Raw genomic sequence first — 14063 nt, 5'->3', positions numbered from 1 at the left:
TCTTGCATCAAATCAGCCCTCGGGCTTTCCAAAGGTCGGGATTTTCCTCCAAGGCATCGTCACGATCGCTCAACAGTATGAGTTTCGAATAGGCGGTATTCTGGGACAGATGGACCTGTCCTGAGAGCTCATCAAGAAAATGCGACCGTTTCAGCGCATCCATGACGGGCCCCTTCACTTCCGAAAGGTGCAGACTGATATTCGCATCATGCAGACGGTGATTAACCGCTTCGATGCTTTCCAGCGCGGACGCATCAATAGCATTGACGGCGGAACACATTAAGATAACGTGCCGGACAGACTGCTGTTCCGCAACCTGTTCGAGCACAAATTCTTCTAGCCAGCGAGCGTTCAAATAGGTCAGACTCTCGTCAATCCGGATGGTCAGGATACGCGGATCGGTAAACACCTTATGCCGATGAATATTACGAAAATGCTCCGTCTCTGGCACACGTCCGACAATGGCGGCGTGTGGCCGTGAACTACGCCACAGAAACAAAGCGAGGCTGAGACCAACGCCGGAAATAACGCCCGGTTCCACGCCCGCCAGCGACGTGATAGCAATGGTTGCCGCCATCGCCGCGAAATCCGGCTTGGAATAGCGCCATATCTCGCGCGGTGTTTTTAGATCGACTAGACTGAGCACGGCCACAATGATCGTCGCGGCCAAGGTCGCAATGGGAAGCGATGCTAGCAACGGCGTCAAAAACAGCGCCGCTATCGCAATGCCAACGGCGGTGAACGCGCCTGCGGCAGGGGTTTCCGCGCCCGCGTCAAAATTCACCACCGAACGCGCAAATCCGCCGGTAACGGGATATCCGCCTGAGAAAGCAGCGGCAAGGTTGGAAGCACCCAGCCCGATAAGCTCTTGATCGGGATCGATCCGCTGGCGTCTCTTCGCCGCCAATGTCTGCCCCACTGAAACCGATTCAACAAAACCGATAATGCTAAGGAGCAACGCGGGTACGGCCAATGTCTGCCATAGTTCCAAATCGATGAGCGGTACCGAAAAAGGTGGCAGGCTCTGCGGAATGGAGCCGACCGTTTTGACGCCTTTGGCTTCCAAACCCAGCATGATGGTGGCAATGGTGGACACGGCAACCGCCCCAATGGGACCGGCCTTGGCGATTAACTCCGCTGGGCGCGCCGGTAATCCGAAACGCACCAAAAGTGGTTTTAAACCCTTGCGGACCCAGAATAGAAAAGCGGTGGCTGTGACGCCAATAATCAGGGTCGGCATATTAATAGTGTCGATGGTCGCAAGCAGGCTGGTGATAAGCTCCGGCATAGCCGCACCGCTGGCCTTTATACCAAATATAGACTTTAACTGGCTGGTGGCGATGATGATCCCGCTGGCCGTTATGAAGCCTGACACCACGGGATGAGACAGCAGATTGGCGAGAAAACCGAGCCGCAAAACGCCCATTAACAAAAGGAATAGCCCCGATAATAGTGCCAAGATCAACGCCGCGGAAATAAATTCGGCGCTGCCCGGAGCCGCGATCGCACTGGCGGCCGTCAGGGTCATAAGCGATACCACGGCGACTGGTCCTACAGCCAAGGTCCGACTTGTGCCGAATACCGCATAAGCAATAAGCGGCAGGATAGAGGCATATAACCCAATTTCCGGCGGCAAGCCTGCAAGCATCGCATAGGCAAGACTTTGCGGAATGAGCATGATCGTAACGATGATCGCCGCGACACCATCATTGGTTAGCGTCTTGCTGTTATATTCGCGGCCCCATTCCAATATAGGGAAATAGCGGGAAATTTTCATAGCCGGTTTAATCCGCACCGATCAGGTGGGGCTTCACCATCCATTCCCGCCCTTTTAGCATACCATGCCAATAGACGGGCGGAAGAATCGTGTCTTTCAATAACCAAGACAGGCGCGATGGCTTGGTTCCGTCAATCAACCACGTCGGAAAGCTTGGAAGAAGCTTCCCGCCATAGCCAAATTCAGCCAGCACGACTTTGCCGCGCTCGACCGTGAGCGGGCAACTGCCATAGCCATCGTAATCCGCAACCGGCGACTTACCCTCCAGTGCCGCAAGCGCATTCACAGCCACAATCGGCGCCTGTTTGCGGACCGCAGCCATTGTCTTGGCATTGGGCGCACTGCACGCATCGCCGAGCGAGAATATATTTTCATATTTCACATGCTGCAAGGTCGCTGGGTCAACGTCAACAAAGCCGTTTTCTGCTGCCAAAGGACTAGTGCTTACGAAATCAGGCGCGCTCTGCGGCGGCACGACATGGATCATGTCAAATTCGACCTCGACCCGTTTTGTGCTGTCGCCATCTTTTTGCTCAAAAGTCGCAACCTTACGCTCCCCGTCAACCGCGACGAGATTGGAAGTAAAATTGAGATGTGCATTATAGCGCTCAATATATTGCATCAGTGCGGGCATATATTCGCTTACGCCGAATAATACCGCGCCATTATTATGGAATTGCACATCGATATTATTCAACACCCCTGCTCTTTCCCATTTGGTGCACGAAAGATACATGGCTTTTTGCGGCGCACCGGCACATTTTATCGGCATGGGTGGCTGTGTGAACAGCGCTCTTCCGCTAGTCATCTCGTTGACAAGGCGGCAAGTATAAGGCGCAAAATCATAGCTATAATTGGACGTCACACCATTTTTTCCCAATGCTTCGGGAAGGCCGTCGATCGCGGACCAGTTCAGCTTGATTCCCGGGCAGACAATCAGCACATCATAGGTAATTTCTTGCCCGTCTGACGTTAGGATCGAGTTGCTTTCCGGATTAAAAGAGGAAACTGATGACTGTATCCATAGCGCACCGTGCGGGATAAGGTCTTTTTCCTTGCGCCGCGTCACTTCGGGAGAAAATATGCCGCCGCCGACCATTGTCCAACCTGGTTGATAATAATGGTTATCGGAAGGATCAACAATCGCGAGCGAGATATTCCTGTTCCGCTTCAACATACTCGCGGCAGTGGCAATTCCTGCGGAACCGCCGCCAACCACAACGATATTATAACGGCTGCTGGCAGAAGACGGGATGTCTTCAGTATGAATTTGCGGAAACACGCTGATAGTTTCACTTAATTTTGTGATCTTGGGCGAGTCAGTCATGGAACGTCCTTCCTGTCCGTGATTTGCCGGTCTATGTCGTTAAACGGTGGAACATCATTCCGGCCAACATAGCTATGATGAAGGCGAAGGCAGGTAGCGGGTTAATCGCCAAATCAGCAAATGCCGGACCGGGACAAAGCCCGCTTATCCCCCAACCAATGCCAAATATGACAGCACCGCCAGCCAGCTTCGCATCAATGCGGCTGGTACCCGGCAAGGAAAAATGAGCATCGGCAAAGGGCTTATCCAGTCTGCGCTGTATGATCCACGCTATTGCCATAGGGATGATCGCACCGCCCATGACAAAGGCTAATGTCGGATCCCAATAGCCAAACATATCCAAAAACCCGCGCACACGCTGAGGGTCAGCCATTCCAGACAGAGCGAGCCCCGCGCCGAATAAGGCACCGGCGAACAGGGCAACAAGGCCGCGTATCATAACAAACCTCCGACGCGCATTAACGCTACAGTGACAATGCCACTCGATATGAAAATTGCAGTTGCGATTAACGAGCGCGGCGACAATCTGGACATGCCGCAAACGCCGTGTCCACTGGTACAACCGGAACCAAGACGTGTTCCATAACCGACCAGAAGTCCGCCAATGGCAAGAGGTAGCAGCGTGGACGGGAAGTTTGTTTCAACACCTCCGACAATCACTGCCATAATGGCTGCGCCGAGCGGCAGACCGATGACAAATGCAACAGCCACCCCGCGCGGAGCGCCGCCATCAGCTATGCCCGTGGCACGCGCCGCCAATCCGCTAACACCGGCAATCCGGCCAAGCCCGAGCAGCATGATCGCAGCTGCTACACCGATCATCAAGCCGCCGATCAAACCTTCGACCGGCATAGCGTCCGGAAATGCTTGCAACATCACACTGCATTCAACGGCAGTTTGAGATATTGTACGCCATTTTCTTCTGCCGGTGGCAAATGCCCTGCCCGCATATTGATTTGAACCGATGGGAGAATGAGGCGCGGCATATCCAATGTCTTGTCGCGTGCTTCCCGCATGGTGACAAATTCATCTTCCGTAATTCCGTCATGCGCGTGAATATTATGCTTTCGCTCCGCCTCGACCGTCGTTTCCCAGATATATTTATCGCGACCTTCAGGCAAATAGTCGTGGCACATGAACAGGCGGGTCGTTGCCGGAAGTTCCAAAATCCGTCGCAGTGAACGGAATAGCTGGCGGGCATCGCCGCCGGGAAAGTCCGCCCGTGCGGAGCCATAGTCCGGCATGAACATCGTATCACCGACAAACACTGCATCGCCCACCACATAAGCGAGACATGCAGGCGTATGGCCGGGGACGTGCATGACCGTCACATCAATATTACCAATTTTAAAGGTATCGCCGTCAGCAAATAAATGATCAAAATCCGATCCATCCCGCTGAAATTCAGGTCCGACATGGAATAATTCTCCGAACACATTTTGCACGGTGACTATATGCTCACCAATGGCGATCTTACCGCCCAGCTTTTCTTGCAAATAGGGCGCCGCTGACAGGTGATCTGCATGGGCATGGGTCTCCAGCAGCCATTCGACTTCCAGATCATGGTCCTGAACATAAGCAATCACAGCATCCGCCGAATCATAAGTCGTGCGCCCCGATGCAGGATCAAAATTACAAACACTGTCCACAATGGCCGCGCTTTTAGTCTCTGGATCGCGCACAACATAAGTGACGGTAAATGTATCTTTATCAAAGAAAGCCTTGATAACGGGGCTCTTACGCTGTGCGTCAGCAACTTGAGCTGCTGCATGCATCAGTACCGAATCGGTCATAGAAAATTCCTCATCTTCATATTTACAATAATTATGTAATACACTATATGTGTTGCGTCAATGTCGTTACAATGCCAATTTCGGTTAGGAGACATGTTTAATGTTAGACGATGCGCCGATAAAATCAGGGATGTTACGGATAGGCGACCATGCACCGGATTTTGAGGCACGCACGACGCAAGGCCCGATCAAACTGTCAGGTTATCGCGGAAAGTGGTTGATCTTCTTTTCCCATCCCGCTGATTTCACACCGGTATGCACAACCGAATTTGTCGCTTTGGCGCGCAAAGCAGACGCGTTCGAGAAAATGGACTGCGCCCTGCTCGGCTTGTCCGTAGACAGTCTTTATGCGCATTTTGCATGGATCCGCGCCATCCAGACGCAGCTCAACGTCCAGATTAGCTTTCCGGTCGTTGAGGATCCCAGCATGGCAGTGGGAAAAGCCTTTGGCATGATCGACGAAGATGCGGTCAATTCTACCGCTATGCGAACCTGCTATTTCATTGATCCCGAGGGAATTATCCGGGCCACCACCTGCTATCCCCATAATGTCGGGCGTTCGGTGGACGAAATGATCCGCCTTCTTGCGGCCCTGCAAACGGTCGATACCGGCAAAGCATTCGCACCGGAAGGCTGGCAGCCAGGGGATAGCCTTCTGGCCCCCTCACCCAGTGCGGCGTTGGGCGTCGAAGCTGGAGAAGACTGGTTCTGCAAACAGATTGATCCCACATGACCGCATTTTTTGAAAGCCGCGAACTCGCGGATAGCGCTGCCGACAAACTGAAAGTCTATGCGCAGCCACAACGGCTGATGATATTATCATTCCTGCTTTGCGGAGAAAGCGTTGTCAGTGATATTGATGAAGCGACAGGCATTGGACAACCGGCGCTCAGCCAGCAATTAGCGGCCCTCAGGCGCGCCGATATTGTAAAAACCCGCCGCGACGGGAAGCAAATCTGGTATGATCTGGCCGATGATGCGGCACGGCTATGCGTCAAGTCAATGGAGGCGCTGTTGAAGGATGTGCCTGACTCGGAGCAGCTTCTTGCCGTTGCGGCGCCTACCCCATCAGCTACGACAAGAAAACCTGTGCCTGTTGGCGCTGCCGGATTTGCGAAAATTCTCTAACAGGCGATTCCGCTATCAGCGCGCGTAGTGATCACCAGCCGCCATGCCTGTCCTTATGCTTCTTGCAGTAGTAATATATGCCGAAACTAATCGCCGCGACCATCACTATAATCAACCCATAAGCAATTTGTAATCTGACCGGCATATTAATGTCTCTCGGCTTCTGCCTCTTCGGCGAATTCGTTTGTTATATCGGCATCGAGTTGATCGAGTGGGTCGAGATGGCCAGCTTCCCGCTTTTCAGCATTTATAGCTTCCAGTCCCCATGCCTTTGCTGCCGCCGCCGCTATTTTTCGGCGGCTTTCTAACGGATCATTGGTGGCAAGATCGAGCTGGAGTGCTTCTTGAGCGCGGCAAATTTCTGACTTCAGGTGCATATTCTGCTATTTTCCGCGACCGGTTTTCATATGCTCCAGCCCGCGAACAACGCCGGATTTTTCAGATGGATTTGACGCATTTTTCTTTACTTTTTCCGCTTTTGGTTTGCGGACTTCACGGTTGGATTTCTTTTGTGATTTCGCCATATTTAATGCCTTTGTAGGGTAAGCCTGCATCACATCGGTCGTACGGAATAGGGATGAAAAGAGGTGCCCAAGAGATGTCATCTATCCTCAGATGATCACACGGCAACTCCATAAAGCAGATGCGGCAGGCCTTTCGCATCGCTCACACCGGTCTGTCGAGGCTCCGGACATAGCGATTGCTTTTCCTGCCTCAGGAACGCCAATCAAACGAATTTTGATCGGGAAGAGACACCGTCAGACAGAATTACGGTCAAAAACCCGCAACGACGTGATATAGATATAGGGATGGATCAAGGCTAATATAAGGCGGCCCCACGATTCAATTACAAGTAAATCGCAGAAATCGAACGCCCTTCACATATTTACGTTTCCGATGATTTGCATGCACCGCGATACCAATACATCTGGCCATAAGCCATTTTTAGAACAAATTGGTCGGCAGCCATGCGTTCAAATTGCGTGTTAAAGGCAGCAAGCGCAGGTTTGATTTTTATTTCGTCGCCCTTAATGACGTAGCTTCCCGTCTCATCTATCTCGGTTGACGGGTTAGTCTGATATAATAATGTTCCGTCTTTCGAGAAAATATAGTTGATCATTTCGACGGATTTTTCTTCTCCTGCGGTAAAGTGGGAATAGCACCATTGCCCTTCCAGAAAGGCGGGTGCCACCCCGGCAACCTGCGCCGCATCAGAAGTTACCGTTGCCGAAGTTGATCCTTCGCCATCTGCTTGACCGCAGGCAGAAAGGAACAAGGGCAATAATATCAGAGCGCGGAATTTCATGTCTATTTCCTGATGATTTAAAGTTATAATTGAAAACTTATGTGCCGGATGCGTTTTCAACACCGACGGTCAGTTCGCGCATAGGGCCTTTGTCGGTGATCGTAACCACGATCATTCCATGACCGTTGCCGCGAAACATCGGCTTGCCCGGCTTCGGCTTATCCGAGCCAAACGGCTCATATCCTGCCGCAACCATATGTTCGCTAAAGCTCGTTTCCAGCTCGGCAGCATTCATATCGGTTTCACCCCGCAGCACATAAGTCTCCGCTACCGGAGAGATTTTCTGGCTCTGCGTCGGTTTGAAATCAACGGGCAGCCATATGTCTTTAGGCACCCAATCCATATCCTTGGATAAAAATGCTGGCGGTGAATCGGGTGCATTAGACGACGCCTGTTTCGTCACATCACTCGCAACTGGCTCGGACTGAGAACCATTATCGCTGCATGCGGACACCATGGATATCGCCGCCAATCCCATGAAAGCTACATTACACTTGTGCATCTATTCTCTCCGTCTCGTAGATTCAAAAACCAAGTTTAATGGACAACATGGCAGGCGTTCATCATTTCTTTTAGTAAAATCATGGTTGCCTTTAAAGCCGGGCAAAAGCCTCTGAAGACCTTACAACATTTAGTCGCCAGATTTGCTAATTGCCTCTAAAGCGGCGATATCGATCCTATCCAGTGCGGCGCGCAGCGCTTCGATAGAATTGGCATGGCCATCTGCCTCAACATTGAAACGATCGCCCACAATCATTCCATAGCGACCATCTTTGCTTGCACTGTCAAAGCGAATGTTTGCCAGTCGACCATCTATTTTTCCGGTCTTCTCTATAACGCTGCCATTCTGGCTCTCAGATTCAATGTTTAATGCATTTCCCAAAGAGGCAAGGCTTCCTGCAACACCCAAATCAGTGATCGTCAAGTCGATTACATATTCGCCTTCACCATAGCTTGCCGAGGCGCTTGATGCCCCGACGCCGCCAATGGAGGTTCCGCTGGTTTTCAAATTCGACTGCACAAGCCCGCCCGGCAATGCACTCGGCAGCATTGTGGCGAGTTGTTTGGCAGGCACTGCGGTTGCTCTTCCGCTTTGCGCTCTTTCATTGGCGGCGGCCATTTTTTTGCCCGCGTCTTCCAGCTTGCCTAAATCTAACGATCCCATACCAGGAACGCTGACGGTGCCGGACAAATTACCGTCACTAACGTCCGGTACAGCGCTGGAAAATAGCATGAGCGGCGCAAGCACCAGACTGAAAATCATCCCCGCTATCGCGCCGACCACGACCACTGCCACCGTGTAAATAATCGCCTTGTCTTCTGGGGCTTTCATCATCACGGGAATGCCCAGATAGATCAAATAGAGCCCATAAAGACCAAGGATGGTAAGCATGCTTAGACCGGGAATAAGCTGAAAAATCCCGGCGACCCATGCCGCTGTCGCGCTATAGGCTGCCAATTTAAAGGCGTTGTTGCGATTTGCAGTTCCGCCAAAGCGAGGCGCTAGAAAATCAATCACCAATGCCATCAGGAAAACGCCAATCAGTGTGAATATATAACTGACCACGGCAGACGACAGGGCAGAAAGAAAAGACGGGCGGTGCGTAATTCCCAGAAAGCTAGTGCCAAAAACGACCGCGTGAATAAATGCGGAAACCGGCCCGATTGCAGCCAGCGGAAGAACATGGGATTTATAAATAGTCCCGATGCTTGCCAGTTCACCTTCAATAACCGGCCATTCCTCACGGGGGTTCAATAAAATCGACTTGGTCCGTTGTAGTAAGGCTGCCCCTGTCTGCTGCTCATTCATCTCGTATTCTCCCCGAATATTGCGTAATTACCTATAAAAACGCAAAATAATTCTAAGACCCGCACCCGATGTATAAAATAATTTCGAGGCCGTATTGGATAAAACAGCCAATACCGATAGCGATCTCCATACGCTCATAGGGAACGATCAAATCACATTTTCAGTCTTGCTCATACGCATATGCGACATGATGCACCCAGTACGATAAGTCATCGTAACTGGGTATTAGATGTTCTATACATAGAATCGGTAAAATAGCGGTGGAAACCCGACATTTAGAAACGATGTTTAATCGCGCCCAACTTGTATTTCATTCACGGGCGGCGAATTTTGCCAGCCACCACCAAGCGCTTTGAACAGACTGATTTGCGCAGCCAGACGATTAGCTCCGGCGGCGGCAGCAGCAGCCCGCGATTGCGCTCTTTCTTTTTCAGAATCAAGCAACTGGAACAAGCTATCTGCCCCATAATCATAGCGCAAACGGGAGATATGGGCCGCGCTTTCGCTTGCCGATACAGCCTTGTCGAGAGAGCGTTCGCGCCCGATAGCCCCGGTCAGGCGCGCCAATGCTTGTTCGGTTTCCTGAAGCGCATTCAAAATGGTTTTATCGAACTGCGCCAATGATCCGTCAGCAACAGCTTCGGATTGTTTTACCTTTGACCGGGCCGCGTTATTGAACGGGAAATTCCAGCTGATAAGCGGCCCGATGGAATAGCCAAAGGAATCACCTTTAGGCACATCACCGATGCCGGTCGCACCCAGAGATACGCCGCCAAGCAAAGAGATGGAGGGATATAGCTGCGCTGTGGCGACACCTATGCGGGCGACATCTGCCGCCAGTTGACGTTCGGCCTGACGAACATCAGGACGTCGGGCCAATAAATCGCGTCCGTTGCCGACCGGAATGGCGGCTTCGATTTCTGGCAACTCGCCGCAAGCAGCCGCTTCAGCATCGGCATTGGCGGGAGGATCACCGGTTAATACAGCCAGCGCATATAAAGCCGCGCGGCGTTCCGCTTCAAATTCCGGCACTTGCGCGCGCGTTTGTTCCAACAATAGAATCGCGCGGTCGACATCGCGGCGATTGGCACGTCCGCCCGATAAAAGACGCTCCGTCAGATCCAGTGTTTTTTGCTGCAACTGGGTGGTATCTGTGGCAACCTGCGCTTGAACGGCGAACGAACAGACCAGCGTATATGCACGCGCTGTCTCGGCCGCCACCGAGACACGCGCAGCATCAAGCGTCGCTTGTGCTGCCTGTGAATCAGCATTTGCGGCCTCAATTGACCGGCTCACGCCGCCAAACAGGTCGACTTCATAAGATGCGTCAAACCCGACCGAAAAATAGTCCAGCGTGACCGGACTGGTCCCGCCTGTTGGAGAACCGGAAGCACTCGAACTGCTCGTTGTCCGCTGCCGGACGCCAGACGCGCTGGCGGTCGTCACCGGCAAACGCCCTGCCCCGGCTTCCGCAAGCAATGCGCGCGATCTTTGCAAATTGGCCGCTGCGATGCGCAAATCAGTGTTGTTGCGCAGTGCCTTTTCGACCAACCTGTCGAGCGTGGGATCCGCAAATAGCTGCCACCATTTTGCAGGCAATTCAGCCATGACAATATTGGAGTTAGCGTCGGTTTCGATTAGCGTCGTAGAGCCATCCGGCAATGCTGCCGGCGGGCGGTAATCCGGTCCGACTGTACAGGCAGAAAGCCCGATAACGGAAAGCGCTACACCTAGTTTTTTTATCATTGGTCGGACTCCGCAGCGATTTCCATCGGATGGCCAGCTTCTACTTTTGTGCGGCGAATTCTGTCACCCAGCTTACGCGCAATGACGTAAAAACTAGGAGTGAACAATAGACCGAATATTGTCACGCCGATCATACCGAAAAATACTGCCACACCCAAAGCTTGCCGCATTTCCGATCCGGGCCCGGAACCAATAACCAACGGCAACACGCCCAAGATAAATGCAAAGGACGTCATTAAAATCGGACGCAAGCGCTGTGCCGCAGCATGGCGAGCTGCCTCCAGCAATTCCATCCCCGCCTCTTCATTTTGCTTTGCGAATTCAACGATCAGGATAGCATTTTTGGCAGCAAGACCGATTAAAACAACCAGACCGATCTGGGTAAGGATATTATTATCCATTCCCATCAAATTCACCCCTAAGATGGCCGCCAATAGACACATCGGGACGATCATAATGACGGCAAGCGGCAGGACGAGGCTTTCATATTGCGCCGCCAATAGCAGGAATATGAAAATTACGGCCAACCCGAAAATCAGCGATGCTGTATTGCCCGCCTGCTTCTGCTGGTAAGCCAGTTCTGTCCATTCATAGCTAAAACCCTGCGGCATGATTTCTGCAGCTAGATTTTCCATTGTTACAAGCGATTGTCCGCTGGAAAAACCACTGACCGTATCCCCCTGAAGCTCTGCCGAAGGATAAAGATTATAACGCACCACGCGGTAAGCGCCGCTATCATTCTTAAGCGTCATGATCGCATCGAGCGGTACCATTTTACCGGTAGCAGAGCGTGTTTTCAACCTGCCAACGTCACTAACTTGGTCGCGGTGAGCCGCGTCAGCCTGCGCGGTCACGCGGAATGTGCGCCCAAGATAATTAAAGTCGTTGATAAACGTCGAACCAAGATAGGTGCCCAATGTCGAGAATATATTCTCAACCGGGACACCAAGCTGTTCCGCCCGCTCACGGTCAATATCGGCAAATAGACGGGGAGTATTGGTGTTGAACGTTGTAAAGACAGAAGTCAGGCCTTTTTCCTGATTAGCCGCCATCATCATCTTCATGCTCACATCTTGGAGCGCGCCTAATCCCGCGCCGCTGCGATCTTCGATAATCATTTTCCAGCCACCTCCGGTACCAATTCCTCGAACGGGCGGAGGCGGAATGACGAGAATATTACCTGCCGTGATAGACGACAACGCACCGCGTAATTCATTGGCAACGGTATTGGCATCTGCCCTGTCACTATGTGGCTTCAACGGAATGAACATGGTCGCAGCATTGGGCGCGATGGTGAACGTTGCTCCATCAAGCCCTGCGAACGCGACAGTTGCCTTGACCGCTTTGTTATCTAGCACCATTTTCTGCGCTTCCAGTACGACCTCGTCCGTGCGTTGCAAAGACGCGCCGGGCGGCATTTGCACAATACCAATCAGATAGCCCTGATCCTGTGCCGGGATAAATCCAGTTGGCGTTTCTGAAAACCGCCACGCTGTCAGACCAATAAGCACCGCATAAATAATAGAGACCATAAGCAACATGCGCACTGCACGCGCTGTGAGCCTGCCATAACGTTCTGACAATTTGTCAAATCCGCTGTTAAAGCCTCGAGCGAAGCGCGATGGCATACCACGCCATCCGTCCTGCGGTTCGGCTTCCTCTTTAGGTTTCAATAGAAGCGCGGCAATCGCGGGAGACAGCGTTAGAGATACGAAAGCAGAAATAACTGTCGCGCTTACGATGGTCAGCGCAAATTGCTGGTAAAATTGGCCGGAAAGTCCCGGAATAAAGGCGGTCGGGATGAAAACACCGGCCAGTACCAAAGCAATGGCAATGAGAGCTCCCGACACTTCATGCATGGTTTCATGCGCCGCTTCTAGAGGACTCAAACCCTGTTCGTGCATCAACCGTTCGATATTTTCGACGACCACAATCGCATCGTCAACGACGATGCCGATAGCCAATACCATGCCGAATAATGATAGATTGTTCAGAGAAAAACCGAAGGCAGCGAGCATCGCAAATGACCCGACCAGCGATACCGGAATTGCGATAATGGGAATAATTGCTGCGCGCCAGCTCTGTAAAAAAACGAGCACGACAATTGCGACCAATATTATCGCCTCGATCAATGTATCCTGCACCGCCTCTATCGACGCCTCGATATATTCCGTCGGGTTATACGGAATTTCATAGGCCATTCCCGGCGGAAAGCTTTTGGACGCCTCATCCAATTCAGCCTTTACCGCCTCGGCCGTTGTTAAGGCGTTGGAGCCGGGTAACTGCGTTATCCCTATCGCAACCGTAGGTTTGCCTTTCAGATAGGCGTTGATGCTATAATCCTGCGCTCCCAATTCAATCCGCGCGACATCGCTTAGCCGTGTAAGCCGCCCCTGGTCATCACGCTTGACAACAATCGCACCAAATTGCTCCGGAGAGGTAAGCCGGCCTTCTGTCTGGATGCTCAACTGAAATGCGGTGCCGCCTTCGTTAAATGGCGGTTGACCTATCGACCCAGCCGAAACCTGTGCATTTTGCGCACGGATCGAACTGGTAATTTCATCCACGGTCAAATTGCGTTCGGAAGCCCGGTCGGGATCGATCCAAACCCGCATGTTATAATCACGCCCGCCAAGTTGCCGGACGCCGCCTATGCCGGGGATACGCAAGAGACGGTCAATGACTTGCAACTTCACATAGTTGGCAACATATTGCTGTGACAGCGAACCATCGCTGGAAAAAAAGGTTGAGACTAGCAGAATATCCGGTGAATTTTTGCGCACGGTAACACCAATTTGCCGGACCTCGGTCGGCAATCTCGGCTCTGCGGTAGAAACCCTGTTCTGGACCAGAACTTGCGCTTGATCCACGTCTACCCCTTGCGCAAAAGTAACCGTAATAGAGAGATTGCCGTCACCCGTTGAAGATGAGGACATGTAAATCATATCCTCAACACCGTTGATGGACTCTTCCAGCGGAGCGGCAACCGTTTCGGATAGGGTCTCCGCGGTGGCACCGGGGAAACTAGCGCTAACAACTACCGTCGGCGGTGCGATTTCCGGATATTGTGCGACCGGCAAGGACGGATAAGCTACAATCCCGAATATAACGATCAGGATCGAAAGTACGGCGGCGAATATCGGGCGATCAATAAAAAAATGGGAAAATTTCATATA

14 protein-coding genes are annotated in these 14063 nt (G+C 52.1%); 2 read left to right on the top strand and 12 right to left on the bottom strand.

The window, feature by feature from the left end:
- Positions 1 to 7: 7 nt before the first annotated feature.
- The 5 genes from V7676_RS07440 to V7676_RS07420 are packed head-to-tail and all read right to left on the bottom strand — an operon-like array spanning position 8 to position 4897.
- Positions 8 to 1777 (bottom strand): SulP family inorganic anion transporter, encoded by a 1770-nt coding sequence (locus V7676_RS07440; RefSeq protein WP_335659058.1) that lies wholly within the window; start codon positions 1775 to 1777, stop codon positions 8 to 10.
- Positions 1778 to 1784: 7 nt separating this feature from the next.
- Complete coding sequence (locus V7676_RS07435; protein ID WP_335659057.1) at positions 1785 to 3104, bottom strand: NAD(P)/FAD-dependent oxidoreductase; 1320 nt, start codon at positions 3102 to 3104, stop codon at positions 1785 to 1787.
- A gap of 31 nt (positions 3105 to 3135) precedes the next feature.
- The gene (locus tag V7676_RS07430) at positions 3136 to 3543 is read right to left on the bottom strand and encodes a DUF6691 family protein (protein ID WP_335659056.1); all 408 of its coding nucleotides are present in this window, start codon (positions 3541 to 3543) and stop codon (positions 3136 to 3138) included.
- Entirely contained in the window at positions 3540 to 3980 is a 441-nt protein-coding gene (locus tag V7676_RS07425; protein ID WP_335659055.1) for a YeeE/YedE family protein, read from the bottom strand. Before V7676_RS07425 ends, V7676_RS07430 begins: the two co-directional genes overlap by 4 nt.
- Entirely contained in the window at positions 3980 to 4897 is a 918-nt protein-coding gene (locus tag V7676_RS07420; RefSeq protein ID WP_335659054.1) for an MBL fold metallo-hydrolase, read from the bottom strand. Before V7676_RS07420 ends, V7676_RS07425 begins: the two co-directional genes overlap by 1 nt.
- A 100-nt stretch (positions 4898 to 4997) precedes the next feature.
- On the opposite strand from V7676_RS07420, the gene V7676_RS07415 reads away from it, so the two are divergent.
- Positions 4998 to 5630, top strand: a complete 633-nt coding sequence (locus tag V7676_RS07415; RefSeq protein WP_335659053.1) for a peroxiredoxin — start codon at positions 4998 to 5000, stop codon at positions 5628 to 5630.
- Entirely contained in the window at positions 5627 to 6025 is a 399-nt protein-coding gene (locus tag V7676_RS07410) for an ArsR/SmtB family transcription factor (RefSeq protein ID WP_335659052.1), read from the top strand. The genes V7676_RS07415 and V7676_RS07410 overlap by 4 nt, the downstream gene beginning before the upstream one ends.
- Before the next feature lie 146 nt (positions 6026 to 6171).
- Here V7676_RS07410 and V7676_RS07405 read toward each other — a convergent pair whose 3' ends face one another.
- The 7 genes from V7676_RS07405 to V7676_RS07375 form a co-directional block, all read right to left on the bottom strand.
- Positions 6172 to 6402, bottom strand: a complete 231-nt coding sequence (locus tag V7676_RS07405) for a hypothetical protein (RefSeq protein WP_335659051.1) — start codon at positions 6400 to 6402, stop codon at positions 6172 to 6174.
- Positions 6403 to 6408: 6 nt separating this feature from the next.
- Positions 6409 to 6549: a hypothetical protein gene (locus V7676_RS07400; RefSeq protein WP_335659050.1), complete on the bottom strand. Its 141-nt coding sequence runs from the start codon at positions 6547 to 6549 to the stop codon at positions 6409 to 6411.
- A gap of 362 nt (positions 6550 to 6911) precedes the next feature.
- Positions 6912 to 7331: a hypothetical protein gene (locus tag V7676_RS07395; protein ID WP_335659049.1), complete on the bottom strand. Its 420-nt coding sequence runs from the start codon at positions 7329 to 7331 to the stop codon at positions 6912 to 6914.
- Positions 7332 to 7368: 37 nt separating this feature from the next.
- The gene (locus tag V7676_RS07390; protein WP_335659048.1) at positions 7369 to 7833 is read right to left on the bottom strand and encodes a hypothetical protein; all 465 of its coding nucleotides are present in this window, start codon (positions 7831 to 7833) and stop codon (positions 7369 to 7371) included.
- A gap of 129 nt (positions 7834 to 7962) precedes the next feature.
- Positions 7963 to 9141: a Yip1 family protein gene (locus tag V7676_RS07385; RefSeq protein WP_335659047.1), complete on the bottom strand. Its 1179-nt coding sequence runs from the start codon at positions 9139 to 9141 to the stop codon at positions 7963 to 7965.
- A gap of 288 nt (positions 9142 to 9429) precedes the next feature.
- Positions 9430 to 10887 (bottom strand): TolC family protein, encoded by a 1458-nt coding sequence (locus tag V7676_RS07380; protein WP_335659046.1) that lies wholly within the window; start codon positions 10885 to 10887, stop codon positions 9430 to 9432.
- Complete coding sequence (locus tag V7676_RS07375) at positions 10884 to 14060, bottom strand: efflux RND transporter permease subunit (RefSeq protein ID WP_335659045.1); 3177 nt, start codon at positions 14058 to 14060, stop codon at positions 10884 to 10886. Before V7676_RS07375 ends, V7676_RS07380 begins: the two co-directional genes overlap by 4 nt.
- Positions 14061 to 14063: the final 3 nt, after the last annotated feature.

This window comes from Parasphingorhabdus sp. (genome assembly GCF_036963805.1).
GTDB lineage: Bacteria > Pseudomonadota > Alphaproteobacteria > Sphingomonadales > Sphingomonadaceae > Parasphingorhabdus.
Note: the sequence above shows the minus strand (reverse complement) of the source record. Positions and strands in the feature narration are given on the sequence as shown.